The 24336-nt window shown below is 63.5% G+C and carries 31 protein-coding genes; 19 read left to right on the forward strand and 12 right to left on the reverse strand.

Going from position 1 to position 24336, the window contains the following annotated elements:
* Nucleotides 1–21: 21 nt before the first annotated feature.
* Together QQJ84_RS01285 and QQJ84_RS01290 are read left to right on the forward strand one after the other, a co-directional pair.
* A complete protein-coding gene (locus QQJ84_RS01285) occupies nucleotides 22–1323 on the forward strand; it encodes an aromatic ring-hydroxylating oxygenase subunit alpha (RefSeq protein ID WP_284256093.1) in 1302 nt (433 codons plus the stop codon).
* A gap of 38 nt (nucleotides 1324–1361) precedes the next feature.
* The gene (locus QQJ84_RS01290) at nucleotides 1362–1868 is read left to right on the forward strand and encodes an aromatic-ring-hydroxylating dioxygenase subunit beta (RefSeq protein ID WP_284256094.1); all 507 of its coding nucleotides are present in this window, start codon (nucleotides 1362–1364) and stop codon (nucleotides 1866–1868) included.
* 22 nt (nucleotides 1869–1890) lie between these two features.
* On the opposite strand, the gene QQJ84_RS01295 is transcribed toward QQJ84_RS01290, so the two are convergent.
* On the reverse strand, nucleotides 1891–2682 hold the full coding sequence (locus QQJ84_RS01295; protein ID WP_456304802.1) for a thiazole synthase: 792 nt from the start codon (nucleotides 2680–2682) through the stop codon (nucleotides 1891–1893).
* Nucleotides 2683–2883 carry a sulfur carrier protein ThiS gene (thiS, locus tag QQJ84_RS19565; RefSeq protein WP_456304803.1) on the reverse strand — a complete coding sequence of 67 codons (201 nt, stop codon included), beginning with the start codon at nucleotides 2881–2883 and terminating at the stop codon, nucleotides 2683–2685.
* Nucleotides 2884–2995: 112 nt separating this feature from the next.
* Here thiS and aroQ point away from each other — a divergent pair, with 112 nt between their 5' ends.
* From aroQ to QQJ84_RS01315, 4 genes are read left to right on the forward strand one after another with little or no spacing between them, the layout of a single operon-like run.
* On the forward strand, nucleotides 2996–3445 hold the full coding sequence (gene aroQ / locus QQJ84_RS01300) for a type II 3-dehydroquinate dehydratase (RefSeq protein ID WP_284256095.1): 450 nt from the start codon (nucleotides 2996–2998) through the stop codon (nucleotides 3443–3445).
* Nucleotides 3442–3903, forward strand: coding sequence for an acetyl-CoA carboxylase biotin carboxyl carrier protein (gene accB / locus QQJ84_RS01305; RefSeq protein ID WP_284256096.1), 462 nt, complete (start codon nucleotides 3442–3444; stop codon nucleotides 3901–3903). The genes aroQ and accB overlap by 4 nt, the downstream gene beginning before the upstream one ends.
* Before the next feature lie 12 nt (nucleotides 3904–3915).
* Complete coding sequence (gene accC / locus QQJ84_RS01310) at nucleotides 3916–5256, forward strand: acetyl-CoA carboxylase biotin carboxylase subunit (protein WP_284256097.1); 1341 nt, start codon at nucleotides 3916–3918, stop codon at nucleotides 5254–5256.
* A gap of 8 nt (nucleotides 5257–5264) precedes the next feature.
* On the forward strand, nucleotides 5265–5579 hold the full coding sequence (locus QQJ84_RS01315) for a DUF167 domain-containing protein (RefSeq protein ID WP_284256098.1): 315 nt from the start codon (nucleotides 5265–5267) through the stop codon (nucleotides 5577–5579).
* Here QQJ84_RS01315 and QQJ84_RS01320 read toward each other — a convergent pair.
* The 3 genes from QQJ84_RS01320 to QQJ84_RS01330 all read right to left on the reverse strand — a co-directional run bounded on the left by QQJ84_RS01320 (nucleotide 5565) and on the right by QQJ84_RS01330 (nucleotide 7215).
* Nucleotides 5565–6149 carry a hypothetical protein gene (locus tag QQJ84_RS01320; RefSeq protein WP_284256099.1) on the reverse strand — a complete coding sequence of 195 codons (585 nt, stop codon included), beginning with the start codon at nucleotides 6147–6149 and terminating at the stop codon, nucleotides 5565–5567. The two genes, QQJ84_RS01315 and QQJ84_RS01320, sit on opposite strands and share 15 nt — an antisense overlap.
* Nucleotides 6146–6811: a leucyl/phenylalanyl-tRNA--protein transferase gene (gene aat, locus QQJ84_RS01325; RefSeq protein ID WP_284256100.1), complete on the reverse strand. Its 666-nt coding sequence runs from the start codon at nucleotides 6809–6811 to the stop codon at nucleotides 6146–6148. Before aat ends, QQJ84_RS01320 begins: the two co-directional genes overlap by 4 nt.
* 212 nt (nucleotides 6812–7023) lie before the next feature.
* Complete coding sequence (locus QQJ84_RS01330) at nucleotides 7024–7215, reverse strand: hypothetical protein (protein WP_284256101.1); 192 nt, start codon at nucleotides 7213–7215, stop codon at nucleotides 7024–7026.
* A gap of 139 nt (nucleotides 7216–7354) precedes the next feature.
* Between QQJ84_RS01330 and QQJ84_RS01335 the strand changes: the two genes are divergently transcribed.
* From QQJ84_RS01335 to QQJ84_RS01350, 4 genes are all read left to right on the forward strand, one after another.
* Nucleotides 7355–8746 carry a helix-turn-helix domain-containing protein gene (locus QQJ84_RS01335; protein ID WP_284256102.1) on the forward strand — a complete coding sequence of 464 codons (1392 nt, stop codon included), beginning with the start codon at nucleotides 7355–7357 and terminating at the stop codon, nucleotides 8744–8746.
* A gap of 71 nt (nucleotides 8747–8817) precedes the next feature.
* Complete coding sequence (locus tag QQJ84_RS01340) at nucleotides 8818–9663, forward strand: AAA family ATPase (RefSeq protein WP_284256103.1); 846 nt, start codon at nucleotides 8818–8820, stop codon at nucleotides 9661–9663.
* Nucleotides 9664–9666: 3 nt separating this feature from the next.
* The gene (locus tag QQJ84_RS01345; RefSeq protein ID WP_284256104.1) at nucleotides 9667–10860 is read left to right on the forward strand and encodes a vWA domain-containing protein; all 1194 of its coding nucleotides are present in this window, start codon (nucleotides 9667–9669) and stop codon (nucleotides 10858–10860) included.
* A 47-nt stretch (nucleotides 10861–10907) separates the two neighbouring features.
* Complete coding sequence (locus QQJ84_RS01350; RefSeq protein ID WP_284256106.1) at nucleotides 10908–11879, forward strand: MBL fold metallo-hydrolase; 972 nt, start codon at nucleotides 10908–10910, stop codon at nucleotides 11877–11879.
* Here the strand turns inward: QQJ84_RS01350 and nth are convergent.
* On the reverse strand, nucleotides 11869–12507 hold the full coding sequence (nth, locus tag QQJ84_RS01355; RefSeq protein WP_284256145.1) for an endonuclease III: 639 nt from the start codon (nucleotides 12505–12507) through the stop codon (nucleotides 11869–11871). The two genes, QQJ84_RS01350 and nth, sit on opposite strands and share 11 nt — an antisense overlap.
* Nucleotides 12508–12560: 53 nt before the next feature.
* Between nth and QQJ84_RS01360 the strand changes: the two genes are divergently transcribed.
* Nucleotides 12561–13076, forward strand: a complete 516-nt coding sequence (locus QQJ84_RS01360; protein ID WP_284256107.1) for a DUF2244 domain-containing protein — start codon at nucleotides 12561–12563, stop codon at nucleotides 13074–13076.
* Between the two features lie 176 nt (nucleotides 13077–13252).
* Nucleotides 13253–14761: a Ppx/GppA family phosphatase gene (locus QQJ84_RS01365; protein ID WP_284256108.1), complete on the forward strand. Its 1509-nt coding sequence runs from the start codon at nucleotides 13253–13255 to the stop codon at nucleotides 14759–14761.
* A gap of 4 nt (nucleotides 14762–14765) precedes the next feature.
* Here QQJ84_RS01365 and QQJ84_RS01370 read toward each other — a convergent pair whose 3' ends face one another.
* Genes QQJ84_RS01370 through QQJ84_RS01380 form a run of 3 tightly spaced genes read right to left on the reverse strand, consistent with a single transcriptional unit; the run spans nucleotide 14766 to nucleotide 17441 of the window.
* Nucleotides 14766–15275 carry a flavin reductase gene (locus QQJ84_RS01370; RefSeq protein ID WP_284256109.1) on the reverse strand — a complete coding sequence of 170 codons (510 nt, stop codon included), beginning with the start codon at nucleotides 15273–15275 and terminating at the stop codon, nucleotides 14766–14768.
* Nucleotides 15276–15284: 9 nt separating this feature from the next.
* The gene (locus QQJ84_RS01375) at nucleotides 15285–16547 is read right to left on the reverse strand and encodes a DNA polymerase IV (protein ID WP_284256110.1); all 1263 of its coding nucleotides are present in this window, start codon (nucleotides 16545–16547) and stop codon (nucleotides 15285–15287) included.
* A complete protein-coding gene (locus QQJ84_RS01380; protein ID WP_284256111.1) occupies nucleotides 16548–17441 on the reverse strand; it encodes an ROK family protein in 894 nt (297 codons plus the stop codon). It lies immediately after the preceding gene.
* Between the two features lie 26 nt (nucleotides 17442–17467).
* On the opposite strand from QQJ84_RS01380, the gene QQJ84_RS01385 reads away from it, so the two are divergent.
* From QQJ84_RS01385 to QQJ84_RS01405, 5 genes are read left to right on the forward strand one after another with little or no spacing between them, the layout of a single operon-like run.
* The gene (locus QQJ84_RS01385) at nucleotides 17468–17740 is read left to right on the forward strand and encodes a sulfurtransferase TusA family protein (RefSeq protein WP_408861635.1); all 273 of its coding nucleotides are present in this window, start codon (nucleotides 17468–17470) and stop codon (nucleotides 17738–17740) included.
* Entirely contained in the window at nucleotides 17737–18663 is a 927-nt protein-coding gene (locus QQJ84_RS01390; protein WP_284256112.1) for a histone deacetylase family protein, read from the forward strand. Before QQJ84_RS01385 ends, QQJ84_RS01390 begins: the two co-directional genes overlap by 4 nt.
* A 31-nt stretch (nucleotides 18664–18694) precedes the next feature.
* Nucleotides 18695–18931, forward strand: coding sequence for an exodeoxyribonuclease VII small subunit (locus QQJ84_RS01395; RefSeq protein ID WP_284256113.1), 237 nt, complete (start codon nucleotides 18695–18697; stop codon nucleotides 18929–18931).
* Nucleotides 18932–18934: 3 nt separating this feature from the next.
* Entirely contained in the window at nucleotides 18935–19846 is a 912-nt protein-coding gene (locus QQJ84_RS01400) for a polyprenyl synthetase family protein (protein ID WP_284256114.1), read from the forward strand.
* A gap of 19 nt (nucleotides 19847–19865) precedes the next feature.
* A complete protein-coding gene (locus tag QQJ84_RS01405; RefSeq protein WP_284256115.1) occupies nucleotides 19866–20606 on the forward strand; it encodes a TlyA family RNA methyltransferase in 741 nt (246 codons plus the stop codon).
* 2 nt (nucleotides 20607–20608) lie between these two features.
* Here QQJ84_RS01405 and QQJ84_RS01410 read toward each other — a convergent pair whose 3' ends face one another.
* Nucleotides 20609–21157: an NADPH-dependent FMN reductase gene (locus QQJ84_RS01410; RefSeq protein ID WP_284256116.1), complete on the reverse strand. Its 549-nt coding sequence runs from the start codon at nucleotides 21155–21157 to the stop codon at nucleotides 20609–20611.
* Between the two features lie 68 nt (nucleotides 21158–21225).
* Complete coding sequence (locus tag QQJ84_RS01415; RefSeq protein WP_284256117.1) at nucleotides 21226–21756, reverse strand: flavin reductase family protein; 531 nt, start codon at nucleotides 21754–21756, stop codon at nucleotides 21226–21228.
* 126 nt (nucleotides 21757–21882) lie between these two features.
* Here QQJ84_RS01415 and QQJ84_RS01420 point away from each other — a divergent pair, with 126 nt between their 5' ends.
* Nucleotides 21883–22290: a hypothetical protein gene (locus QQJ84_RS01420; RefSeq protein WP_284256119.1), complete on the forward strand. Its 408-nt coding sequence runs from the start codon at nucleotides 21883–21885 to the stop codon at nucleotides 22288–22290.
* A gap of 102 nt (nucleotides 22291–22392) precedes the next feature.
* Here the strand turns inward: QQJ84_RS01420 and QQJ84_RS01425 are convergent, their stop codons facing one another.
* On the reverse strand, nucleotides 22393–23820 hold the full coding sequence (locus QQJ84_RS01425; protein ID WP_284256120.1) for an aldehyde dehydrogenase family protein: 1428 nt from the start codon (nucleotides 23818–23820) through the stop codon (nucleotides 22393–22395).
* 99 nt (nucleotides 23821–23919) lie between these two features.
* Here QQJ84_RS01425 and QQJ84_RS01430 point away from each other — a divergent pair, with 99 nt between their 5' ends.
* Nucleotides 23920–24324 carry a GFA family protein gene (locus QQJ84_RS01430; protein WP_284256121.1) on the forward strand — a complete coding sequence of 135 codons (405 nt, stop codon included), beginning with the start codon at nucleotides 23920–23922 and terminating at the stop codon, nucleotides 24322–24324.
* Nucleotides 24325–24336 lie beyond the last annotated feature (12 nt).

Raw genomic sequence — 24336 nt, forward strand, 5'->3', positions numbered from 1 at the left:
ATATCTGAAAGAGCTGGTATCATGAGCAGAATCGGTCAACATCAATCGCGTTTCCTGCAGTACGATCCACAGAACCACATCTTTCGCGTTCACCGCGACGCCTATGCCTCGCCGGAGGTTTTCGCCGAGGAAAAACAAAAAATCCTCTACAAATCCTGGATCGTCCTTGGCCATGAAACGGAAATCGCCAAACCGGGCGATTTCGTCACCCGCCGCGTGATCGACCGCGAACTGATCTTCAACCGCGACAGCGCCGGCAATGTGAATGTGTTTTTCAACAGTTGCATGCATCGCGGCCCCGCCGTGTGCAAGCATAAGGAGGGCAAGGCCAGCGTCTTCGTCTGCCCTTATCACGGCTGGGTTTATAAAAACGACGGCTACCTCGCCTCCACCGGCTCCACGAAGGCCGATGCCGGTTATCCCGCCGCCTATCTGCAACGCGGCGAGGGCGCTGTACGCCTGCAACGCATTAAAAATGCCGCGCAACGCGCCGGTTTCTACTTCGTGAATTTTGATGAGAATGCAGGCCCGCTGGATGACTACCTGCAGGGTGCCGGCGCGCGGCTGGACCGCATGGCCCTGCAAACCACCGCGGGCTTTGAGATGATCGCCGGGGTGCATGAATACGACATCAGCGCCAACTACAAACTGCTCTGCGAAAACAGCTATGACGGCTACCACCTGATGCAGACGCACGCGACATATCTCGATTACGTAAAGGAGATACTCAAAGGCTCGAATCTGGACCCAAAACTGGGCGGCACGGTGATGACACTCGGCAACGGCCACGGCGCGTTTGAAATTCCGGTGCTCTCCGGCCGGCCGGTCGCGCAATGGCTGCCCCATTGGGGCGAGGAGGCGCGCCTGTTACTGGAGGCCAAGCGCAACGAGGTCATCGGCCGGCTGGGCGAGGAGCTTGGCGCCAATGTCTGCGACATGAACAGCAACATGGTCATCTTCCCCAATTCCGTCATCAACGACCAGCAGACCATCCTGGCGCGCACCATCATCCCCCTCTCGCACAACCGCATGCGCGTGCGCGCCTGGACGATCGCCCCCAAGGATGAACACCCGAAACTGCGCGAAATCCGCATGGAGAACATCCTCTCCTTCCTCGGGCCAGGCGGTTTTGCCACGCCCGATGATGTCTCCATGCTGGAATGGGCACAAACCGGCTACGAGACCACCAATGTCGCGTGGAATGATTTCTCCAAAGGCATGACGCCCGATGAAACCCCGCAGAATTCCACCGCCGTGTATGACGATGAAATGCAGATGCGCGCCTACTGGCTGCAGTGGGATAAAATGATGTCGGGTGATTAACGACTCTGAATGAGCAGTTTGAAAGGCCGCAACACGCCATGAGCGAAGCATCCCTGAGGCAAGAGATCGAGCAGCTGCTCTACCTGGAGGCGGATTATGCCGATGACTGGCAACTCACCAGCTGGCTTGGCCTGTGGGCGGAGGGCGAGCTGCTCTACGAAGTAGGCCCGCTGGACACGCCAAGGGGAGACCGCCTCTCACACAACCAGGTGCTCTACCTGCTCAGCGACGACCGCTTCCGCCTGGAGCAGCGGGTTATCCGCATGGGCAAGCCAACCGCCCATGCCGAGGCGCCGGTGCGCTCGCAGACACGCCATAACTACACGCATCTGCGCAATATCGCCGTCGATGGCGATGTCATCACCTTCAAGGTGAACATGCTGGTCACCCGCACGCGGCGCGACAACGAGGGGGTTGCCATTCTCCCCGGCTATGTTCTCTTCACCCTGGCGCGGCAAAATGGCGCCCTGAAAATTCAGCGGAAACGGATATTTCTCGACCTTTGGGTGCTCTCCAACCCCGGGACCATGTCGATTATCCTCTAGTCCTTTGTTTTGACGGGAAAATTTATCCGATCAGCCCCGTCATCGGGCTGGAGGCGCTGGCGAAGCCACGGCGCGGGATGCGCCCGGCGCGGAAGGCCAAACGCCCGGCTTCCACGCCCGCCTTCATCGCACGCGCCATCAGCACCGGGTCATTGGCCATGGCGATGGCCGAATTCACCAGCACGGCATCGCAGCCAAGCTCCATGGCGAAGGTGGCGTCATACGCGGTGCCGACTCCGGCATCCACCAACACCGGCACTTTTGCCTGTTCGATGATCATCTGGATCATCAGCGGGTTCTGTACGCCGAGCCCGGAGCCGATCGGCGCACCCAGCGGCATGATGGCGACGCAGCCCATCTCCTCCAGCCGTTTCGCGGCGATCGGGTCGTCCGAGCAATACACCATGACCTCGAAACCGTCCTTGATCAGGGCTTTGGCGGCTTCGAAGGTGGCTGGCATGTCAGGGTAGAGCGTGGGGGCCGGGCCGAGGACCTCGAGTTTCACCAGATTCCAGCCTCCCGCCTCGCGCGCCAGGCGCAGGGTGCGCACCGCTTCGTCGGCCGTGAAGCAGCCGGCGGTATTGGGTAAATAAGTGTATCGCTGCGGGCTTACATAATCCTGTAGCATCGGCGCGTTGCGGTCCGAGAGGTTCACGCGCCGCACCGCGACCGTCACCATCTCCGCGCCGGACGCCTCGATCGCCGCGGCGGTGGTGGGCAGATCCTTGTATTTTCCGGTGCCGACCACCAGACGGGAGGCAAATTTGCGCCCCGCCACGGTCCATTCATCGCCCGTACCTACATAAGAATCCATTTAACCGCCACCAATAAAATGAACAATTTCAAGAGCATCGCCGGGGGTCAGGCGCACATCCGCATAGGTTGAGCGGGGCACGATCTCAAGATTGCGCTCCACCGCCACTTTGCGCGTATCCAACCCCAGTTGCGCGATCAGCCCGGCCACGGTCAAACCCGGCGTAAAGGCCAGCGTTTCGCCATTTACTGTCACGCACATATTTTCCGCGGTCACACTCATGCGCGCATTATCGGCTGCGCAGCCCCCCCTCGCAAGGCCGCCGCCGCGTAAAATTTGGCGGCTACGATTTGGGTGTGCTAGCGGGGATAAAATGACGACACCACTTATCTTCGTATTGAACGGTCCGAATCTTAATCTGCTGGGCACCCGCGAGCCGGAAGTCTATGGCACCGGCACGCTGGATGACCTGGAAACCCTGTGCGCGGAAACCGCGGAGGGGCTCGGCATCGCCGTTGATATCCGGCAAAGCAACCTGGAGGGGGAGCTGATCTCCTGGGTGCATGAGGCGCGGGCCCGCGCGGCCGGGCTCATCATCAATCCGGCCGGGTATTCGCATACCTCCGTCGCGTTGATGGACGCGATTCTCGCCCTCGACATTCCGGTGATCGAGGTGCATCTCTCCAACATCCACAAGCGTGAGAGCTTCCGCCACCATTCATATGTGTCGCGTGCTGCAGACGGGGTCATTTGCGGTCTTGGTTTTGCAGGCTATAGGCTGGCACTCATCGCCCTCTCGGACATTCTGGAAGAAGATCAATGAGCCTTTCCTTCGATCCCAAAACCCTGCGCGAGCTGGCAGAGCTGCTCAGCGACACCGGCCTTTCGGAAATCGAGCTGGCCGAGGGCGACCGCAAGGTCCGTCTGGTGCGGACCCCGCCGCAGGTGCATGCCCAGGTGATTGCCGCTCCGGCTGTGGCGCATGCCCCGGTTCATGCCCCAGCACCCGAGCCCGCCGCCGAGCACAAGGCTGATCCGGCCAAGCATCCAGGCGTTGTGAAAAGCCCGATGGTGGGTGTTGCGTATCTCTCCGCCGAGCCTGGCGCCGCCCCTTATGTGAGCGTCGGCCAGACGGTTGAGGCGGGGGCTACGCTGCTGTTGATCGAGGCGATGAAGACCTTCAACCAGATCAAGGCGCCGCGCGCGGGCACCATCAAGCAGATTTTCGTGGCCCCGGGAGCGCCGGTCGAGTTCGACGAGCCCCTGCTGATTATCGAATGATCAGCCAATAGCATGTTCAAAAAGATCCTCATCGCCAATCGCGGCGAAATCGCGCTGCGCATCCAGCGGGCCTGCCGGGAACTCGGCATCGCCACCGTTGCGGTTCATTCCACCGCTGATACCGACGCCATGCATGTCCGCCTCGCCGATGAGAGCGTGTGCATCGGCCCGCCGCTGGCGCGCGACTCCTATCTCAACATGCCGGCGATCATTTCCGCGGCGTTGATCACCGGCGCCGAGGCGATTCACCCCGGCTATGGGTTTCTCTCCGAGAACGCGGCCTTCGCCGAGATGGTCGAGGCGCATAACCTGGTCTTCATCGGCCCCACGGCGGCGCATATCCGTATGATGGGCGACAAGATCACCGCCAAGACCACGATGATGGAACTTGGCGTGCCGCTGGTCCCAGGCTCGCCCGGCGAGATCGCGACGCTTGAGGAAGCCCATGCGATTGCCGAGAAGATCAAATTCCCGGTGCTGATCAAGGCCGCGGCCGGCGGCGGCGGGCGGGGCATGAAAGTGGCCTACAGCGCCGATGAGCTGGCGGCGGCCTTCCATGAGGCCCGCGCCGAGGCGGGGGCGGCGTTTGGCAACAATGCCGTCTACATGGAAAAATATCTGGACAAGCCGCGCCATATCGAGCTGCAGATTCTGGCCGATAATCACGGCGCCGTGGTGCATATCGGCGAGCGGGACTGCTCGCTGCAACGCCGCCACCAGAAGGTGCTGGAAGAGGCGGGCAGCCCGGCCATCACCACCGCGCAGCGCGACGAGCTCGGGGCCACGGTGACCAGGGCGCTGAAGAAAATCGGCTACCGCAACGCCGGAACGCTGGAATTTTTGTACCAGGACGAGCAGTTCTCCTTCATCGAGATGAACACCCGTTTGCAGGTGGAGCATCCGGTTTCGGAGATGATCTCGGGGCTGGATCTGGTGCATGAGCAGATCCGCATCGCCGCCGGGGAGCCGCTGGGCTACGGCCAGAAGGATATCCACCTCGCGGGCCATGCCATCGAGTGCCGGATCACCGCCGAGGACCCGGAAACCTTTGCGCCATCGCCCGGAACGGTGGTGATGTATCACCCGCCCGGCGGGCTTGGCGTGCGCGTCGACTCGGCGCTCTACGCCGGTTATCGCGTGCCGCCGCATTATGACAGCCTGATCGCCAAGCTGATCAGCTATGGGCGCACGCGCGACGAGGCGATTGCCCGCATGCGCCGCGCGTTGCGGGAGTTTGTCATCACCGGCATCAAGACCACGATTCCCCTGCACGAGAAGATTTTGCAGGCGCCGGAGTTCATCGATGGCGATTACACGATCCACTGGCTGGAGCGCTTTGTCGCGGGCCAATAGGCCGGGCGTTGCGCTTCTGGCTTGAAACGGCGGCCGGGCTGGTCGTGGCGGTGAAGGCGCATCCTGGTGCGAAGCGGGTTAAAATCGGCCCGGTGATCGCCGCCGCTCCAAGCCCTGGCTGGCCGCAAGCGCGGCTGCGGATTTCCGTCGCCGCCCCGCCCGAGGATGGGCGGGCCAACGAGGCGATTATTCAGGCTCTGGCTGATTGGCTGCACATCAAGCCCGCGGCCATTACCCAGGAGGCTGGAACCACCGCGCGGGATAAGAAATTCCGCATCGCCGGTGCGGCCGCCGGCGATTTCGCAGAATTATTGCGGCTGTAGCAGCGCCTGCAGCGCCCCTGGGGGGAGTGTCACGTCGGAAAATCCGTCGGGCAGCGCAAATTCCTGCGCCGGTTGCGGGGCGTAGGCGACGGAAAGCGCGGTCACCTCGGCTGAACCATGCGCGTCATGCCCGGCGAAATGCAGCACTACGCCATCGGGCGTGATGCAGGCGGTGCCGGAGCCCTGGGCGTTGAGTACCAGATATTTCTGGCAGGCCATGCCAGCATAATGCCCTGAGCCCAGCGGGGTGAACTGGGCGCCGCCGGCGGTGGAGATTTCCTGCGTCAGGGCCGAGAAATCAGGTGCCTGCACAATGGCGTGCAAGGCGGGGACCACCACCTGCGCCTGGCCCGAGGGCAGGTTCGCCAGGATATAGACGCCCTGGGCGGGGTTTTCGACCCGCGCCAGCTCCTGCGCCGCGTCGTAGTTCAATTGATAATTCTGGGCCGCGCGGCCGGGCGCATCCAGCTCATAGGTGATGGCGACATCGCGGGTGGGCAGAAACGCGGGTGTCGCCAGGGCGGGGGCCGCGGCCAGCAATGCGGGCAATACGAAGGGTAAAATTCTCATGGTGATTCTTTCCTCATGGCCTCTATCTCGCGCAGCAATACGGCAGGATCAGGGCTGGCGGTGAAGTGCGCCGGAATTTCCACCGCTTGCGCCAGCAAGGCATGATACGCCGCGCGGGGGATTTCCATCGCGCCGAAGCGGGCCAGATGCGCGGTGATGAACTGTGTGTCGAGCAGCGTGAACCCGCCCAGGCGCAGCCGCGCGAGCAGATGCACCAGCGCCACCTTGGAGGCATCCGTCGCGGTGGAGAACATGCTCTCGCCGAAAAAAGCGCCGCCCAGGCAGGCGCCATAAAGCCCGCCGGCCAGTTTGCCGTTCTCCCAGGTCTCCACGCTATGGGCGAAGCCGAGGTGGAACAGCTCGATGAACAGCCGCTCGATCTCCTGGTTGATCCAGGTCTCCGGCCGGTTTTCCCGCGCGGCGGCGCAGGCGGCGATGGTGCCGGGGAAGTCAGCGTCAGCCGTGACGGTGAATTTGCCGCTGCGCAGGGTTTTCATCAGGCTGCGGGGCAAATGAAATTTATCCAGCGGCAGCACCCCGCGTGCCTCCGGGTCGAGCCAGTGCAGTGTTTTGCTGCTGCGCGACTCCGCCATGGGGAACAGCCCCAGCCGGTAGGCCCGGAGCAGCAGGTCTGGATTAAGGGTGAATGGCCGGGCGGACATGGGGGGAGGTTGGCACGGTTTTCGAGCCGGGCGAAGCCTAAAAAAATGAACAATAAAAAACCCTGGGCATTATGACCCAGGGGTGTTCGTGGACGTTTCCTGAACAGGCGGCGCTTATGCGCGGTTTATTGAATTATTGATCTTATTTGAAGGCGATTCGGCCCTCAGGTCAAGCCCGCATGAGGCGAAAGTGACCTGAGGGAGGGAATTATTCAGCGTTCGGGGGACGACATGGCCCAGGCGTGGGCATGAACCAGGCCGTCGTCGTAATCGTGAAACGTCACCGTGGCCTTGCGCTCGCGGGACTCGCGGGCCCAGCCGTGGGAGTGCACCAGGCCATCATCATAATCGTGGCCCTGCATGGTTTCGATGGAGGTTCTGGCGGTGGTGGTCTGGGTCTGCATGGCGGGTCTCCTGGGTACGCGGTGGTTTGGCGTAACACAGTTAATAATTTACATTGCACCGCGATGCATAGCGCAAAATCACCGGGCACCCTCGAAATAAGTCTTCAACTTTACTGTAAAAATTTGCTATATGTAAATCATGTCAAAGACCGCCATTGGTAAAACCATCCGCCGCCTGCGCATGGAGCAAGGCTATTCGCAGCAGGGACTGGCACAAAAACTAGGTATCTCAACGAGCTACCTTAACCTCGTCGAGCATGACCAGCGCAATGTCACGGCTTCGTTGCTGTTCAAGCTGACGGATATTTTGCACGTTGACCTCGCGGCGCTCTCAGGCGTGCAGGAGCGTGAGTTCGAGGTGGCGTTGCGCGAGGTGTTCGCCGACCCGCAACTGGCCATAGAACCGGTGCCCGAGGCTGAGATTCAGGCCCTCGCCGCCGCGCCCAATGGCGCGCGCGCGATTCTGGCGCTGCACCGCGCCCTGGCCGGGGCACGCGAGGAGTCATTGGGCATCACCTTGCCTTCGGGGCGCAAGATCATGCTGCCGAACGAAGAGGTGCGGGATTTTTTCCATGACCATGAAAACCATTTTCCGGCGCTTGAAGCCGCCGCCGAGGCCATCAACGCGACCCTGAACGCGCAGACCATCGGCAGCAGCCACGCTCTGGCCGAGCGGTTGCGCCAGGTGCATGGGCTGATCGTGCGTGTGCAGCCGCTCCCCGGCGCGCTGCGGGTGTTTGACGCCAAGGCCCGGCTGCTCACGCTCTCGGAGGATCTGCCGCGCGAGAGCCGGGGGTTCCAGATGGCGTTCCAGCTTGCCCTGCTGGAAGCGCGTGACGCGATCGACCCGATCATCAAGGCCGCCAATCCGTCGTCGCGCGATGCCACCGAGCTGCTGCGCATTGGGCTGCTCAACTACATTACCGGCGCCATCCTGATGCCCTATGATGCGTTTTTGGAGACCGCGCGGCATCTGCGCTACGATGTGGACGCCATCGCGGCGCGTTTTGGCGTGAGCTACGAGCAGGCCTGCCACCGGCTCTCCACCTTGCAGCGCAATGGCGCGCGGGGGGTGCCGTTCTTCTTCCTGCGGGTGGACCCGGCGGGCAATGTCAGCAAGCGCTTCTCGGCGGCCGGTTTTCCCTTCATGCGCTTTGGCGGCACCTGCCCGCGCTGGATCGTCCATTCCGCCTTCGCCACGCCGGGGACCATCCGCGTGCAGGTGGCGCAGCTGTCGGCCACGGAAACCTTTCTCTGTTTCGCGCGCGCCATCACCGGCCGCCCGGCGCGCTGGGGCGAGCCGCCGCCGGTGCGGGTTGTCGCCATGGGGTGCGATATCAGCCACGCCGGAGAAGTGGTTTATGGCGACGGGCTGGATCTCGCCACCGCCGCGGTGGGCATTGGCCTCTCCTGCCGGTTGTGCGATCGCCAGGACTGCCGCTCGCGCGCGTTTCCGCCCCTTGCGCACCGCCTCAGCATCGATCCGCTGACCACCAGCGCCAGCCCGTATAAATTCGAGGCGAAGAAATAAGCGGTTGCCGTATCCTTGACGTAGCGGGACACCGGGCGAAGATAAGGACGACAAAACGGCAAGGACGAGACATGCGCTTTGAAGGTACTGATACATTCGTCGCCACCGATGACCTGAAGGTCGCGGTCAACGCCGCCGTGGCGCTGCAAAGGCCGCTGCTCATCAAGGGCGAGCCCGGCACCGGCAAAACGGTTCTGGCGCAGGAGATCGCCACCGCGCTGGGCAAGCCGCTGATCTCCTGGCATGTGAAATCCACCACCAAGGCGCAGCAGGGGCTCTATGAGTACGATGCGGTTTCGCGCCTGCGCGATTCTCAGCTCGGTGATGCGCGCGTGCATGATATCGCCAACTACATCATCCGCGGCAAATTATGGGATGCCTTCGACGCCGAGAACGCGCCTGTCCTGCTGATCGATGAGATCGACAAGGCGGATATCGAATTCCCCAACGATCTGCTGCTCGAACTCGACCGCATGGAGTTTTTTGTCTACGAGACGCGCCAGACGATCAAGGCGAAGCAGCGCCCGATCATCATCATCACCTCCAATAACGAGAAGGAACTGCCGGACGCGTTTCTGCGCCGCTGCTTCTTCCACTACATCAAATTCCCTGACCGCGAGACGATGCAGCGCATTGTGGATGTGCATTATCCCGGCATCAGCAATCTGCTCCTGCGCGAGGCGCTGACCTCGTTCTTCGAGCTGCGCGAGGTTCCCGGCCTGAAGAAGCGGCCCAGCACCTCGGAGTTTCTGGATTGGTTGAAGCTGCTTCTAGCCGAGGAGATCGGTCCCGAGTTGTTGCGCGAGCGCAATACGGCCAAGCTCATTCCCCCGCTGCACGGCGCGCTGCTGAAAAACGAGCAGGATGTGCATCTGTTTGAGCGCCTGGCGTTCCTGAACCGCCGGGGCACGAGCTGAGCCATGTTCCTCGCGTTTTTCCTGGCCCTGCGCGCGGCGGGCGTTAAAGTCTCGCTCCGCGAGTTTTTAACCTTGCAGGAGGCGATGCAGGCCGGGCTGGCTGATTACGATGTCGACCATTTCTACTATCTCGCCCGCGCCACCTGGGTGAAGGATGAGCGGTTTCTCGATAAATTCGACCGCGTTTTCGCCGAGAGCTTCAAGGGGATTCTGCAACCGCAACCGGTGGCGCCCGATGGTGTGCCGGTGCAGGAAATCCCGGAGGAGTGGCTGCGCAAACTGGTGGAGAAAAACCTCACCCCGGAGGAAAAAGCCGAGATCGAGGCGATGGGCGGCTTCGAGAAGCTGATGGAAACCTTGAGGCAGCGGCTGGCGGAACAGAAAGGCCGGCATCAGGGCGGCAACAAATGGATCGGCACGGCCGGCACCTCGCCCTTTGGCGCTTACGGCTATAACCCCGAGGGGGTGCGTATCGGCCAGGAGTCCGGGCGCAACCGTTCGGCGGTGAAGGTCTGGGACCAACGTAGTTTCAAAAACCTCGCGGGCGATGTTGAGCTTGGTACGCGCAATATGAAAGTCGCCTTGCGCCGCCTGCGCCGTTTCGCGCGCGAGGGGGCGGCCGATGAGCTCGACCTTTCCGGCACCATCACCTCCACCGCGCGCAATGCCGGGTATCTGGACCTGAAAATGGTGCCCGAGCGGCATAATGCGGTGAAAATTCTTCTCCTGCTCGATATCGGCGGCTCGATGGACGATCACATCGCCCTCTCGGAGCAACTCTTCACGGCCGCCGGGTCAGAGTTCAAACATCTCAAGCATTTGTATTTTCATAACTGCCCGTATGAGATGCTGTGGAAGGACGCCCGCATGCGCGGGCAGGACGCGGTGGCGACCAGCGATGTGCTGAATACTTATGACCACACCTGGAAACTTGTGTTCGTCGGCGATGCGGCGATGAGCCCGTATGAGATCATGCAGCCGGGCGGGGGGATTTCATCCTGGAATGCCGAGAGCGGCCAGACCTGGCTGACCCGCATTATCGCGGCCTATCCAAAAGCCGTCTGGCTCAACCCGGTGGGCGAGCAGCACTGGAACTATACGCAGTCGACCCGCATGATCCGCGCATTGATGGAAGAGCGCATGTACGGGCTGACGCTTGAGGGGCTGGATGCCGCGATGCGCAGATTGATGCATTGAAGCAGGGGGCTGGTTTTAATCCGCCGGACGCGCACCAGATAAACGTAATGTCCTATCCCATCTCAGACCATTATGACGGCAAGCTTTTCTTCAACCCCGAGCCCACGGCCCGCGCCGCCAACGGCCGGCGGCTGAATTTTTTCACGATCTTGCGCGCGCGGCTGCGCAGAAACCCGGAGACCTGGGCCACCTGGCCCAAGCATATTGAGAACAATCACCATCCTGTTCCCTCGGTTGAGCCGCCGGCCATCAGCTTTATCGGCCACAGCACGTTTCTGATCCACCTGCCCGGGTTGAACATTCTCACCGATCCGGTGTTTTCCGCGCGTTGCTCGCCCTCGCAATTCGCCGGGCCAAAGCGTGTCCGCGCGCCGGGGGTCGCGCTGCATCATCTGCCGCATGTCGACCTGATTTTGCTGTCGCATAATCATTACGACCATATGGATATCATCTCGCTGCGCAAACTGCGCGCGCGATTCCCGAAGGTTCATATCGTGACCACGCTCGGCAACGCCGCGTTTCTGCACAAAAAGGGAATCCCCGGCGCGGTGGAGCTGGATTGGTGGCAGAGCCACACCCATGGCGAGGCGGTGCTGACTGTAACGCCGGCCCGGCATTTTGCCGCCCGCACCTTGTATGACCGCAACACAACCCTCTGGGGCGGGATGTTCATTGAGCATCAGGGCCGGAGAATCTATTTCGCCGGGGATACTGGAGCGACCAAATTCTTCACTGAAATCCGCGCCCGCCTGGGTGCGCCGGATCTGGCCTTGCTGCCGATCGGCGCCTACGAGCCGCGCTGGTTCATGGGGCCGGTGCATATGAACCCGCAGGACGCTGTGCAGGCCTTCGCGGCGCTGGAGGCGAAGCGGGCCATCGGCATGCATTTTGGCACGTTCCAGCTCACCGCCGAGGCGATCGGCGCGCCGGAGCAGGACCTGGCCGCGGCGCGGGAGGAAGCGGGGATTGCGGAGGATTTGTTCTTCACGCTGGATTGCGGCGAGACGATCAGGCTTTGATGGTTTTCTCGCCATAGGTGCAATAGGCAGCGCCGGGGCAGCGCCAGCATTCCGGCGTGCGGGCCTTGCAAACGTAGCGCCCGTGCAAAATCAGCCAGAGATGCGCGGGCTTGAGCATGTCCTTGGGGATGCGCTTCAGCAATGCGTCCTCCACGGCGCGCGGGGTGCTGCCCGGCGCCAGGCCGGTGCGGTTGCCGAGGCGGAAGATATGCGTGTCCACCGCCATTGCAGGCTGACCGAAAACCTCGTTCAGCACCACGTTCGCGGTCTTGCGGCCCACGCCGGGCAGCGCCTCCAGCGCCGCGCGATCGCCCGGCACCTCGCCGCCATGGCGCTCCAGCAGCAGGTGCGAGAGCATGGCCACGTTTTTTGCCTTGGCCTGCCACAGGCCGATGGATTTAATCCGCTGCGCGATGGCAGCCTCGCCCAGCGCCACCATCGCCTGCGGGGTGGGGGCATCGGCAAACAGGGTTCTGGTCACGCGGTTGACCGAGACATCAGTGGCCTGGGCCGAGAGCACGACCGCGACCAGCAGCTGGTAGGGGGTGGCGTAGTCCAGCTCGGTGCGCGGGTTGGCATTGCCGCCGGAAATCGCCTCCAAAAACGCCCGGATGTCCGCCCGTTTCATCATGCGCTGATTTTTTCTCTTGCTCGCGGCCATGTCGATACGATTTATGCGGTATGGACGCCGAGACCGCCAGTGCGGGGAGCAAAAATCTGATTTTCGAGGCCGTGATCAAACCCCATCGCAGCCTCTCGTATCGCGCCATGTTCATGGTGATGGGCGGGATGATCGCGGTTTCGTTGTTCATGACCAGCGAAATGGCGCATCTGGGCGCCTGGCCTGTCATCGGCTTCAACATCGCCGGCATGTTTCTGGCGGTCAGCCTGTTCTGGCTCAACATGCGCGCGGCGCGGGCGAGCGAGACGATCAGCCTTCGTGACGACCAGCTGGCGGTCACGCGCATGGATGTCCACGGCCGCAGCACCAGCTTCTCGGTGCCGCCGGACTGGTTGAACGTGGTGCTGGAGGAACGCCCCGGCACCGTGCCGAAATTGTTGTTTTCCTCGCGGGGGAAGAGCTTCGAGGTCGCCCGGGCCTTGGGCGAGGCGCAAAAGCGTGAGCTGGCGGAGGCGCTGAGCCGGGCCATGCACCGCTGGCGCAACCCCCTCTTCGACAACCCGCAACTGCGCTAGATCAATATTGGTTTAGCTTGAGTCACCCGATTCAAGCTAAACCAATGAAATTGATCGTAAAACATAAGGTAGAGCGTGATTGACGTGAGGCAATCACGCTCTAAGCACTCCAGGACCGCCGGTTTTTCATGGAAGTGTGACTTAACCGGAATGTCTAAATCTGCGAGACAGGAGCCATGAACGAGATGACCCCCGCCCAATACGCCATCCCCTCCGGATTATCGCGCCGCGCGGTGGTCGACCTTGGGTCCAACTCCGTCCGTCTGGTCATCTATGAGGGCGAGGCGCGCAATCCGGTCCAGATTTTTAACGAAAAAGCCGTCATCCGCCTTGCCAAGGGCATGACCAAAACCGGCCGGCTCGACGAGGCTGCGCTGGAGCAGACCGGGACGGTGCTGCGCCGCTACGCCGCCATCGCGCGCGCCATGGGGGCCAGCCCGTTTGATGTGCTGGCGACCTCGGCTGTGCGCGATGCTGAAAATGGCGCTGAATTCGTCAAGCTGATGACCCGGCGGCTGCCGGATATGCGGATCAATGTGCTCTCGGGCGAGCAGGAGGCTGCGCTTTCGGCCGAGGGCGTGCTCTGCGGCATTCCGGGCGCGGATGGTGTGCTGGCAGACCTGGGCGGCGGCTCGCTTGAGCTGGTGCGGCTCGAATCCGGGCGCGTCGGCCAGGCGGCGACGATCCCGGTCGGCGTGATCCGCCTTGCCGACCGCTCCGGCGGCGACCTGTTGAAGGCCCGCGCGATCATGACCGCGGAATTGGAGCGCACGCCCTTTATCGGCGATGCGGCGGGGCGGGATTTATACCTCTCCGGCGGCGCCTTCCGGGCGCTGGCGCGGATTCATATCGCCCAGACCGGCTACCCGCTGAACATGGTGCATCACTACACCATCGGCCGTGAAGAGGCGCGCGATCTGGCTGGTGTCGTCTCCGAGGCAGGCCGCAAGCTGATTGAACGGATGCCCGGCGTGCCGCGCCGGCGGATTGAGGATCTGCCCTATGCGGCGGTGATTCTGCGGCGGCTGTTGCGCAGCTCGGGCGTTAACCGCGTGGTGTTTTCAGCCAACGGGTTGCGTGAAGGCTGGTTCGCCCGGCTGATGCCGCCGGAAATCCGTGATGAAGACCCGCTGCTTGCCGCCGGGCGCGACCTCACGCGCGGCACAATGCGCGATGCCAAACTGCCGCCCGAACTCATAAGCTGGACCAATCCGCTCTTCCCCGGCGAGACCGGCCCGCAGCGCCGCCTGCGCGAGGCCGCATGCTGGCTCTCCGACATCGGCAGCCATGAACACCCGGAATACCGCGCCGAGCAGGCGTTTTTGCGCGTGTTGCGCCAGGCGGGCATCGGGCTGGACCATCACGCCCGCGCCTTTCTCGCGCTGACCATGGCGCTGCGCTATGAGGCGCCGCCGGATGCCGCATTCCTCGCGCCCGCGCGCAGCCTGCTGGATATGCACGCAACCCGCCGCGCGGAGACCTTGGGCATCGCGCTGCGTCTGGCCTACACGCTCTCGGCCGGTACCCCGCAGCTGTTAGCCGGAACCAGCCTCACCATCGCGCCGGACCGTTTGATTTTGGGGCTGGCCGAAGCCAACGGCGTTTTCGCGGGAGACGCGGTGCTGCGCCGGTTGGACCGGCTGGCGCAGATGCTGGGGCTGGAGGCGGAAACCGAGCGGAAATAGGGGCTCAGCCCTTCCCGGGGTTAACCTTGTGATAGGCCCGGCCATGATAGATCAGGCCCGAGGCGGTGTCTCCCAGATGTATGGCCCGCACGGCGCAGAAGATCACGCTATGCGTGCCAACCTCCACAACCTGGTCGATCTTGCAGTCGAAGGCGGCGGTGGCGCTCTCCAGCACCGGCGCGCCGGTATCCAGGCGCAGCCATTTCGTCTGCGCGAAGCGCTCGGCCATAGGCACATTGCCAACGCCCGCGAACATCGGCGACAATTCCTGATGCTCATGCGTCAGCACGTTCACGCATAAAAAACCGGCCGCTAGAATCGCATCGTGCTGGCTGGCGTTTTTGTTCACGCAGACCAGCAGGGTCGGCGGGTCGTCGGTCACGCTGCACACCGCCGAGGCGGTGAACCCGGCATCGCCGTCCGGCCCCGTGGTGGTGATGATATTGACCGCGGCCCCCAGGCGGGACATGGCTTCACGGAAGTTCTGGCGGCTGGCACTGGTTTTTTCGTTCATACGGATGCTTTACTTGGTTCCTGGTGTTTTGGGAAAGCCACGGCCGCGCTGCACGGCCGATTGCCCGAAGCGGTCGCGCAGATGGTTGATGGCGCTTTGCCGCGCCCGGCGCCGCGCCGCGCCGGCATCGGCCAGATCACCTTTATCAGCCAGCGCTTCGGCCACCAGCGGCGCCGCGCCGATGCCGATCAGGCGGAAGGCCGTGCCGTCCACCTCGCGTGCCAGCAGGGTGCGCGCCGCCTCGAAGATGGTCTCCGGCAATTGCGTCGGGTTCGCCAGCCGCTGGCTGCGGGTGCGGCTGGCAAAACTGGCGGTCTTCAGTTTCAGCACAATGCCCGCCGCCGCCAGGGCCTCGCCGCGCAGGCGGCGGCCCAGTCTCTCGCACAAGTTCCACAGCGCGGCCTCCAGCTCCGGCCGCGCGCTTAAATCAGTGGCGAACGTGGTCTCGGCACTTATTGACTTGCTCTCCCGCTCAAGCCGCACCGGCCTTGAATCCTCGCCGCGCGCGCGGGCCACCAGGGCGGGGCCTTCATCCCCGAGTTTCTGCACCGCGGTGCGCTCATCCAGCGATGCCAGCTGCCCCACGCGAAAAACCCCCAGTGCCTGCAACCGCCGCACCTGCGCGGGGCCGACACCGGGCAGCAGCCCCACCGGCTCGGGCGCCAGCACCGCCGCCGCCTCCGCGCCAAACACGGTGAAGCCGCGCGGCTTGCCCCGCTCCGCCGCCAGCTTGGCCAGCAGCCGGTTGCGCGCGAGGCCGATGGAAACGGTGATGCCCATCTGCGCCTCCACCTGCCGGGCAAGGCGGTTGAGTACGACCGCGGGCGGCGCATGGTGCAGCGCCTGGGTTCCCGCCAGATCCAGCGCCGCCTCGTCCACCGAGAGCATCTGCACCAGCGGTGTCAGCGCCTCCATCAACCGCCGCACCTGCGCCGAGGCCGCCGCATATTTTTTCATGTCAGGCGCGATCACCACGGCCTTTGGGCATAGTTCGCGCGCCTTGAACATCGGCATCGCGCTGCGCACCCCATATAACCGGGCCACATAGCAGCAGGTGCTCACCACCCCGCGCGCGCCGCCGCCCACGATCACCGGCAGATCGCGCAGTTCCGGCCGGTCGCGCTTCTCCACGCTGGCGAAAAACGCATCGCAATCAATATGCGCGATCGCCAGGCTGAACAGCTCCTCATGCCGCACCACCCGCGCGCTGCCGCAGGCCTCGCATACCGCCCCGGACACCTGCGCATCGCAGTCGCGGCAAATGGCGGGCATTTATCTGGGCCAGAGCCAGGCGGCGCCGCGCACGCCCGAGGAGTCGCCATGCAGGTTGCGGCGGATGTTGGGGGTGCAGGTGTCGGAGAAGATATAGGGCTGCATGAGGGAGGGGAGGGTGGTGGCGAGGTTGGGCAGGTTGGAGAGGCCGCCGCCGAGCACGATGGTGTCAGGGTCGAGGACATTGGTGATGACGGCGAGCGCGCGGGCCAGGCGGTTGGCATGGATGGCGAGCGCCGCGATGGCTTTTGCCTCGCCATTGGCGGCGCGCGCGGGGATGGCCGAGGCATCGCTGGCGCCGGGGCCGTCGCATTCAAAGGCGAGGGCGGGGCCTGCGAGGTAGGTTTCCAGGCAGCCGCTGAGACCGCACCAGCAGGGGCGCAGGGGCATTTCGTCCATGCGCGGCCAGGGCAGGGGGATATGCCCCCACTCGCCGGCGAGGCGGTGGCGGCCTTCGAGAATCTGCCCGTTCACCACAATGCCGCCGCCGCAGCCGGTGCCCAGGATCACGCCAAACACGATCTTCGCCCCGGCCCCGGCACCGTCGGTGGCCTCGGAGAGGGCAAAGCAGTTGGCGTCGTTGGCGACGCGGATTTCCCGGTGGAGCAGGGCGCCGAGGTCACGGTCAAACTTGTGGCCGTTCAGGGCATTGGAGTTGGCGTTTTTCACCAGCCCGGTCGCGGGGCTGATGCTGCCGGGGATGCCGATGCCCACGCTGGCGGCGGCGCCGATTTCCGCTTCGGCCTGGTGCACGAGGCTTGCGATGGTATCCAGGGCTTGCGCATAGCCCGCGGGCGTGGCGGTGCGGCGGCGCAGGATTTCGTTGCCCCCAGGCCCGAGGACCAGAATTTCGGTTTTTGTGCCGCCGAGGTCGATGCCGATGCGATAGCTCATACGCCTATGTCGGATGAATCCCGGTCTTGCTCAAGACCGTCCGGGCGCGCATTCTCAAAACCATGAGAGAGCGTGTGATTGATGCGCAGTTTCAGAAGTCGCCGCTGCCGGTGTTGCGCGCTGCGCGGATGCTGCGTGGCATGGCGGCGGGCGAGAAGCTGCGGATATTGGCGACGGACCCGCAAGCGGTGGCCGATTTCAAGGATTTTTGCAAAACTTCCGGCCACGCGCTGGTGGCCGCGAGCGAGAGCGGCGGCGTGTTCAGCTTCTCGGTTAAGGTGAAAGCCGCCGTGCCGTGAGCGTCGCGTTGTTCACGCACCCGGCGGCATTGGCGCATGATACCGGGCAGGACCACCCCGAATGCGCCGAGCGGCTGCGCGCCGTGCTGCGGGCGCTGGAGGTGCCGGAGTTTGCGCCGCTGCTGCGCGAAATCGCGCCGAAGGCCCCGATTGAGGCATTACAGCCAGCGCATTCGGCGGAATATGTCGCGGCCATGCTGGCGCTGCCGCCCGATAAAACCACCTATATCGACGGCGATACGGTGTTTGCCCCCGGCACGCTGGAAGCCGCCCTGCGCGCGGCGGGCGGCGCGATGGCGGCGGTGGACGCGGTGATGGAGGGCTGGGCCAACGCCGCCTTCGTGGCGATGCGCCCGCCGGGCCATCACGCGGAGCGGGACCGCGCCATGGGGTTTTGTTTTTTCAACAATGCGGCGGTGGCGGCGTATCATGCCCGCGCGCGCTGGGGGCTCAGGCGGATCGCGGTGGTGGATTTCGATGTGCATCACGGTAACGGCACGCAGGATATTTTCGGCCCCGACCCCGAACTGTTTTATGGCTCCTCGCATCAGTACCCGTGTTTCCCCGGCACCGGCATGGTGCGTGAGCAGGGGGTGGCTGGCAACATCATGAATGTCCCCCTCGCGCCCGGCTCCGGCGGGCCTGAGTTCCGCGCCGCGTGGGAGGGCGGGATCATCCCCGCCGTAGCCTCCTTCCGCCCGGAGCTGTTGATCATCTCGGCCGGGTTCGACGCGCATGTGGCCGACCCGCTGGCGCAGCTTCGCCTGCGCGAGGCGGATTTCGCCTGGGTGACGCGCGCGCTGATGGAACTCTCCGGCACGCATTGCCCCGGCCGTGTTATCTCATTGCTGGAAGGCGGCTACGACCTCACCGCCCTGGCCGCCAGCACCGCTGCCCATGTGCGCGCGCTGATGCGGTTGTGAATTTTCAAGTGAACCTGTAGGCAGCAAAACCATGACGGCAAAAAACGATATTTCGGCAATGTCCTTCGAGGATGCGCTGGCGGCCCTGGAGGCCATTGTCCGCGGCCTGGAGTCCGGCCAGCAAAAACTGGAAGACGCGATTACCGCCTATGAGCGCGGCGCGGCGCTTAAAAAACACTGTGAAGCCAAACTGGCGGAGGCCGAGGCGCGCGTGCAGGCAATCGTCGCCCGTGCCGATGGCACTCTTGCCCTTAAATCCGAGGATTGACCGATGGCGTCTGATATTGTGCGCAACCCCAACGCCCTGGCCGAGGCTCTGGCCGAAACCTCCCGCGTGGTGGAAGCCCAGCTCGACGCGCTGCTCCCCGTGCCCGAGGGCGCGGAGGCCCGCGTCGTCGAGGCGATGCGCTATGCGGTGCTCAACGGCGGCAAGCGGATGCGCGCGTTTCTGGTGATGGAGACGGCGCAGCTGTTCACGGTGAACCGCACCTGCGCGGCGCGCGTGGCGGCGGCGGTGGAAATGCTGCATGCCTACTCCTTGGTGCATGACGACCTGCCGGCGATGGACGATGACGATCTACGCCGGGGCATGCCGAGCTGCCATAAACAATTTGACGAAGCCACCGCCATTCTCGCTGGCGATGCGTTGCAGACCCGCGCCTTCGAGGTGCTGGCAGAGGAAGACACCCATGCCGACGCCGAGGCGCGTTGCGAGCTGGTGCTGGCGCTGGCCCATGCCTCGGGCGCGCGCGGCATGGTCGGCGGGCAGATGATCGACATGGCGAGCGAGGGCAAAAAACTCTCAGGGCCGGAGATCACCCGCTTGCAGGCGCTCAAAACCGGGCGGCTGATCCAGTTCAGCGCCGAGGCCGGTGCGATTCTGGGCCGTGCCTCGCAGCCGCAGCGGCATTTTATCGCCGCCTATGGCCGCGATCTGGGCGGCGCCTTCCAGATATACGACGATGTGCTGGACGAAACCGCCTCCGCCGAGGAGCTGGGCAAGACAGCGGGCAAGGACGCGGCGCAGGGCAAGGCCACCATGGTCTCCGTGCTGGGGCTGGAACAGGCGAAGGCGCATGCCGAGCTGCTGGCCGAGCAGGCGGCGGGGTATCTGGAGAGTTTTGGCGAGCGTGGCGCGCTGTTGCAGGAACTCGCGCGCTTCACGGTGACACGAAAGAGCTAGCGCCGGGGCGGGGCCGCTCATGGCCAGGCAGCGCGCCGACCTTATGCTCGTCGCCACCGGGCTGGTGGAGTCGCGCGCCAAGGCGCAGGCGCTCATCATGGCCGGGCTGGTTTATGCCGGCACCGCGCGGGTGCAGAAAGCCGGTGATCTGTTGCCCGAGGATGCCGCCCTTTCCGTGAAAGGCCAGGACCATCCCTGGGTCTCGCGCGGCGGGGTGAAGCTGGCGCATGGGCTTAGCCATTTCAGCTTCGACCCTGCAGGCCGGACATGCCTGGATGTCGGCGCCTCCACCGGCGGCTTCACCGATGTGCTGCTCACCCATGGCGCCAGACATGTCTACGCGGTGGACGTCGGCCACGGCCAGTTGGCGTGGAAACTCCGGTCTGACCCGCGTGTCACCGTGCTGGAGAAAACCAACGCCCGCCACCTCACCGCGCAGATCATCCCCGAGCCCATCGGCGCGCTGGTTTGTGATGCCAGTTTCATCGGGTTGCAGATTGTGCTGCCCGCCGGTCTCGCTTTGTGCGCGCCGGGGGCGTTCGCGGTGGCGCTGATCAAGCCGCAGTTCGAGGCCGGGCCGGAGCATGTCGGCAAGGGCGGGGTTGTGCGGGACCCGGAGATTCACGCCGCGGTCTGCGCGAAAATCCGGTCCTGGTGGGAATCGCTCCCCGGCTGGCGGGTGCTGGGTGTGGAGAAAAGCCCGATCACCGGGCCGGAGGGGAATATTGAATTCCTCATCGGCGCGGTGAAGGAGGGCTAGGCTCAGGCGTGCAATTTCACCCAGCCGGTGAATTTATCCATCCATCCCTGCAAAAACGCCTGGCTGCCTGGCCCGATATTCCCCGCATCGTCAAACAGCCCATCCTTCGCCTGGATGAACACTTCCGGCCCGCCCAGCGTCGGCATGTCAAGGTAGGCCAGCACATTGCGCAGATGCTGCTGCGCCAGCGCGGTGCCGATCGCGCCGATCGAGACGCCGAGCACAGCCGCCGGTTTCCCCGCCCAGGCGCTCTGGCCGTAGGGGCGCGAGGCATTGTCAATGGCGTTTTTGAGCACGCCGGGGATCGAGCGGTTGTATTCCGCCGTGACAAACAAAACCCCGGCTGAGCCCGCGATCTCCGCCTTCAGGCGTTTCACGCTGGCGGCCTGATTGGCGTCGTCATCCTGGTTGTAGAGCGGCAGATCATCGATCCGCACCGGGTTGAAGGAAAAATCGGGTGGCGCCATCCGGGCGATGCCGGTGGCAAGTTTACGGTTGAACGAATCCTGGCGAAGGCTGCCGACAATCACAGCGATTTTATGCTGGCTCATGATGCACTCCTGGAATGACTGGAAACCGTGTTATGCGCGCGCAGGCTAGCACCGATTCGCCGCGTATGTCATCGCATCTTTGAAGGCAGTTTCAGCACCTCGCCATCCACGGCGAATTTGCCGTAACCCTGGTGATGGATGGTCCGGCGATCCGTTTGCGCGGGATCAACCCAGGCCTTCACCACCTCCAGAATGAACATGTTATATTTGGTCACGAGTTTGGTATCGATCACGCGGCACTCCAGATTGGCGAGGCATTGCGCGATTAGCGGCGCTTCCACCTGCGAGGCTGGCACCGGCGTCAGGCCGAATTTGGTGAATTTATCAGTGTCCCGGCCGGAGCAATTGCCGATTTTCACCACTTTGGGAGCCAGGGCCACGCCCGGAATGGCGATCACGCATTGTTTGGTTGCCCGCAGCGCGGCGAAGCTGTGGTTGGCGCTGCTCACCACGCAGGAGATGAGCGGCGGCTCGAACTCAATCATCATATGCCATGACATCGTCATGACATTGGCCAGCCCCTTGCGCGCGGTTGTCAGCAATACCACCGGCCCTGGCTCGATCAGCTGGTAGACTTTCGGCAACGGCAAATTTTTCATGGCGGCAGCTCCTTATACCAAGCGCCTTGGATTATGGCTCATCATCGCAGGCTTTTGGCATCACGCTTGGTTCAGAACATTAGCCTGTTAGATGACGTTCGCCCGCCGCTGGGTTATGGTATGTTAATGAGTAAGAAATTCGATACGATGTCAATTTGCCGTGGCTATCCGGGGTTGCGCGCCGCGCTGTTGCCGGTGGCCATGGCGGCGGTGCTCTCCGGCTGTTCTCTTCCACCGGGCCAGCAAGCCCAAATGAATACGCCGTCATCCGTGCCATCCTCCGCGGCTTTGCAGCAGGCGGAGTTGCAGGGCTATAACAGAGGCTTTGCCGCGGGCGAACTGGCGCAGGCGCTCCGCGACAAGGTGCGGCAACCCGCGCTGGCGATAAAACAGACCCCGCCGGCGCCGCCGTTGCCAGCCGTGGCGCCGCAACCGGTCATCCCTGCCGCGCCGCAAGTGTCTTCGCCGCCGGGAACAAGTTACAACTCCAGCGGTCCGGCCAAGCCTCTGGGAGGCTCGGCCGAACCGTTTTAGCCAAGTCTGATCGCTTTAAGTGCGATCAGGCCCCAGACATTTTTCTGAGGGCGATTCACGCTTTCGGCGCGCTCAGGCGAGCGAACCTCAAACGATCGCGCTCTACTCGCCGTAACCGATCATGCCCTTGATCTCCAGCATGTCATTCAGGCCGAAGTCCACATATTCGCGGCCGTTGCCGGATTGTTTGTAGCCGCCGAAGGGCGCGAACAAATCCCATTCGGGGTAGTTGATATACACGCTGCCGGCACGCATCTCGCGCGCCACCGCGCGGGCCTTTTCCAGGTCCTTGCTCTGCACATAGGCCGCCAGACCATAGACCGTATCGTTGGCGATCTCGATTGCCTCGTCCAGCGTGTCATACGGCAGGATCGAGAGCACGGGGCCAAAGATTTCCTCGCGCGCGATGGTCATGTTGCGCGTGACATTGCCGAACACGGTGGGTTTGACGAAATAACCGCCGCTCAGGCCATCGGGGCGGCCCAGCCCGCCTGTTGCCAGCGTTGCTCCCTCGTCGATACCCGCCTTGATGAGGCGCTGTACCTTGTCAAACTGAACCTGGCTGACCAGCGGCCCCAGCACCGTGCTGTTGCCAAAAGCCGGACCGACCGTCTGCTTGGAGGCTTCATCGGCGGCGATGGCCATCGCCTCATCGTGCATCATGCGCGGCACCAGCATGCGCGTCGCCGCATCGCAGGATTGGCCGCTGTTGATGAAGCAGGCGCCGATACCCTGGCGCACGGCGGAGTCCAGATCGACATCGGGCAGCAGAATGTTGGCGGATTTTCCGCCCAGCTCCTGCGCCACGCGCTTGACCGTATCAGCCGCGGCCTTGGCCACCAGAATCCCCGCGCGGGTGGAGCCGGTGAAGGACATCATATCCACATCGGGATGTTCGGCGAGCTTCTGGCCGACTGAGGGGCCATCGCCGTTGACCATGTTGAACACGCCTTTTGGCACCCCGGCCTCATGCATGATCTCGGCGAAGATGATCGCGTTGATCGGCGCGATCTCGCTGGGTTTCAGCACCATCGTGTTGCCGGCCGCGATCGCGGGGGCGACCTTTGAGACGATCTGGTTCAGCGGCCAGTTCCAGGGGGTGATCAGGCCGACGACGCCGAGGGGTTCCTTCACCACCAGCGTGGTGCCGCGCTTCTCGCTCCACTCGAAATTCGGCAGCGTCTTAATCAGCGCGGCAAAATGCGCCTGCCCGGCGACAGCCTGCGCGTCGCGGGCAAAGCCGATAGGCGCGCCCATTTCATGCGCGCAGGCATCCGCGATCTCACCCATCCGGCGCTCATAAATCGCCAGGCAGGTTTTCAGCAGCTCCAGCCGTTCCTTGGGTGTGGTGTGCGAGAACGAGTGGAAAGCCGCCCGCGCCGCCGCCACGGCCTTGTTCACATCGGCAACGCTGCCGCCGGAAATCTCGGTATAGGGCTGCCCGGTTGAAGGGTCGATGACGGTGATGCGGTTGGGCACCACCGGGTCAACCCAGGCGCCATCGATGTAGAACTTCAGGTTATTGGACATTTGCTCTCCTGTGCAGCTGCGGTGTGTTAAACATGGCCAGTAAAATCGCGGTCAGCGCTGGTGCTTGCCATGAAGTGAAACCGGTCAGGAGTTTAGCAGATGCTGCTTACGGGGGCTTGTCTTTGCAGCGCAATCGCCTACGAATTTTCGTGCGCGGGCGGCGAGGTTGCCGATTATTGCCACTGCCGCCAATGCCAAAAATCCAGCGGCGCCCCGGTGCTGGCCTGGATTCAGGTGGCGCCGTCAAACTTCCGCGTTACGCGCGGCCAGGCCAAAGCCTATGGCTCATCGGCCCATTCAACCCGCTGGTTCTGCCCCAACTGCGGCACGCCGCTGTATATGACCGACCGGGAAGGCCGGTCGGTGGGGATCACCTTGGGAACGCTGGACACCCCCAACGCCATTCACCCCACCGTTCATGGCTGGGATTGCGAGCGTCTGGCATGGTTTGCCACAACTGACAGCCTGCCGCGCTACGCGAAGGCACCGCCTTACGATTTGTAGGGCGGCGCCAGG

The sequence above is a fragment of the Acidocella aquatica genome, assembly GCF_030160635.1.
In the GTDB taxonomy this organism is placed as follows: domain Bacteria; phylum Pseudomonadota; class Alphaproteobacteria; order Acetobacterales; family Acetobacteraceae; genus Acidocella; species Acidocella aquatica.

Excerpts from the sequence above, each read along its gene's own strand:
- QQJ84_RS01285 (WP_284256093.1), top strand. The coding sequence starts at position 22 with ATGAGCAGAATCGGTCAACATCAATCGCGTTTCCTGCAGTACGATCCA.
- QQJ84_RS01290 (WP_284256094.1), top strand. The coding sequence starts at position 1,362 with ATGAGCGAAGCATCCCTGAGGCAAGAGATCGAGCAGCTGCTCTACCTG.
- QQJ84_RS01295 (WP_456304802.1), bottom strand. The coding sequence starts at position 2,682 with ATGGATTCTTATGTAGGTACGGGCGATGAATGGACCGTGGCGGGGCGC.
- thiS (WP_456304803.1), bottom strand. The coding sequence starts at position 2,883 with ATGTGCGTGACAGTAAATGGCGAAACGCTGGCCTTTACGCCGGGTTTG.
- aroQ (WP_284256095.1), top strand. The coding sequence starts at position 2,996 with ATGACGACACCACTTATCTTCGTATTGAACGGTCCGAATCTTAATCTG.
- accB (WP_284256096.1), top strand. The coding sequence starts at position 3,442 with ATGAGCCTTTCCTTCGATCCCAAAACCCTGCGCGAGCTGGCAGAGCTG.
- accC (WP_284256097.1), top strand. The coding sequence starts at position 3,916 with ATGTTCAAAAAGATCCTCATCGCCAATCGCGGCGAAATCGCGCTGCGC.
- QQJ84_RS01320 (WP_284256099.1), bottom strand. The coding sequence starts at position 6,149 with ATGAGAATTTTACCCTTCGTATTGCCCGCATTGCTGGCCGCGGCCCCC.
- aat (WP_284256100.1), bottom strand. The coding sequence starts at position 6,811 with ATGTCCGCCCGGCCATTCACCCTTAATCCAGACCTGCTGCTCCGGGCC.
- QQJ84_RS01330 (WP_284256101.1), bottom strand. The coding sequence starts at position 7,215 with ATGCAGACCCAGACCACCACCGCCAGAACCTCCATCGAAACCATGCAG.
- QQJ84_RS01335 (WP_284256102.1), top strand. The coding sequence starts at position 7,355 with ATGTCAAAGACCGCCATTGGTAAAACCATCCGCCGCCTGCGCATGGAG.
- QQJ84_RS01340 (WP_284256103.1), top strand. The coding sequence starts at position 8,818 with ATGCGCTTTGAAGGTACTGATACATTCGTCGCCACCGATGACCTGAAG.
- QQJ84_RS01345 (WP_284256104.1), top strand. The coding sequence starts at position 9,667 with ATGTTCCTCGCGTTTTTCCTGGCCCTGCGCGCGGCGGGCGTTAAAGTC.
- QQJ84_RS01350 (WP_284256106.1), top strand. The coding sequence starts at position 10,908 with ATGTCCTATCCCATCTCAGACCATTATGACGGCAAGCTTTTCTTCAAC.
- nth (WP_284256145.1), bottom strand. The coding sequence starts at position 12,507 with ATGAAACGGGCGGACATCCGGGCGTTTTTGGAGGCGATTTCCGGCGGC.
- QQJ84_RS01360 (WP_284256107.1), top strand. The coding sequence starts at position 12,561 with ATGGACGCCGAGACCGCCAGTGCGGGGAGCAAAAATCTGATTTTCGAG.
- QQJ84_RS01365 (WP_284256108.1), top strand. The coding sequence starts at position 13,253 with ATGAACGAGATGACCCCCGCCCAATACGCCATCCCCTCCGGATTATCG.
- QQJ84_RS01370 (WP_284256109.1), bottom strand. The coding sequence starts at position 15,275 with ATGAACGAAAAAACCAGTGCCAGCCGCCAGAACTTCCGTGAAGCCATG.
- QQJ84_RS01375 (WP_284256110.1), bottom strand. The coding sequence starts at position 16,547 with ATGCCCGCCATTTGCCGCGACTGCGATGCGCAGGTGTCCGGGGCGGTA.
- QQJ84_RS01380 (WP_284256111.1), bottom strand. The coding sequence starts at position 17,441 with ATGAGCTATCGCATCGGCATCGACCTCGGCGGCACAAAAACCGAAATT.
- QQJ84_RS01395 (WP_284256113.1), top strand. The coding sequence starts at position 18,695 with ATGACGGCAAAAAACGATATTTCGGCAATGTCCTTCGAGGATGCGCTG.
- QQJ84_RS01400 (WP_284256114.1), top strand. The coding sequence starts at position 18,935 with ATGGCGTCTGATATTGTGCGCAACCCCAACGCCCTGGCCGAGGCTCTG.
- QQJ84_RS01405 (WP_284256115.1), top strand. The coding sequence starts at position 19,866 with ATGGCCAGGCAGCGCGCCGACCTTATGCTCGTCGCCACCGGGCTGGTG.
- QQJ84_RS01410 (WP_284256116.1), bottom strand. The coding sequence starts at position 21,157 with ATGAGCCAGCATAAAATCGCTGTGATTGTCGGCAGCCTTCGCCAGGAT.
- QQJ84_RS01415 (WP_284256117.1), bottom strand. The coding sequence starts at position 21,756 with ATGAAAAATTTGCCGTTGCCGAAAGTCTACCAGCTGATCGAGCCAGGG.
- QQJ84_RS01420 (WP_284256119.1), top strand. The coding sequence starts at position 21,883 with ATGAGTAAGAAATTCGATACGATGTCAATTTGCCGTGGCTATCCGGGG.
- QQJ84_RS01425 (WP_284256120.1), bottom strand. The coding sequence starts at position 23,820 with ATGTCCAATAACCTGAAGTTCTACATCGATGGCGCCTGGGTTGACCCG.
- QQJ84_RS01430 (WP_284256121.1), top strand. The coding sequence starts at position 23,920 with ATGCTGCTTACGGGGGCTTGTCTTTGCAGCGCAATCGCCTACGAATTT.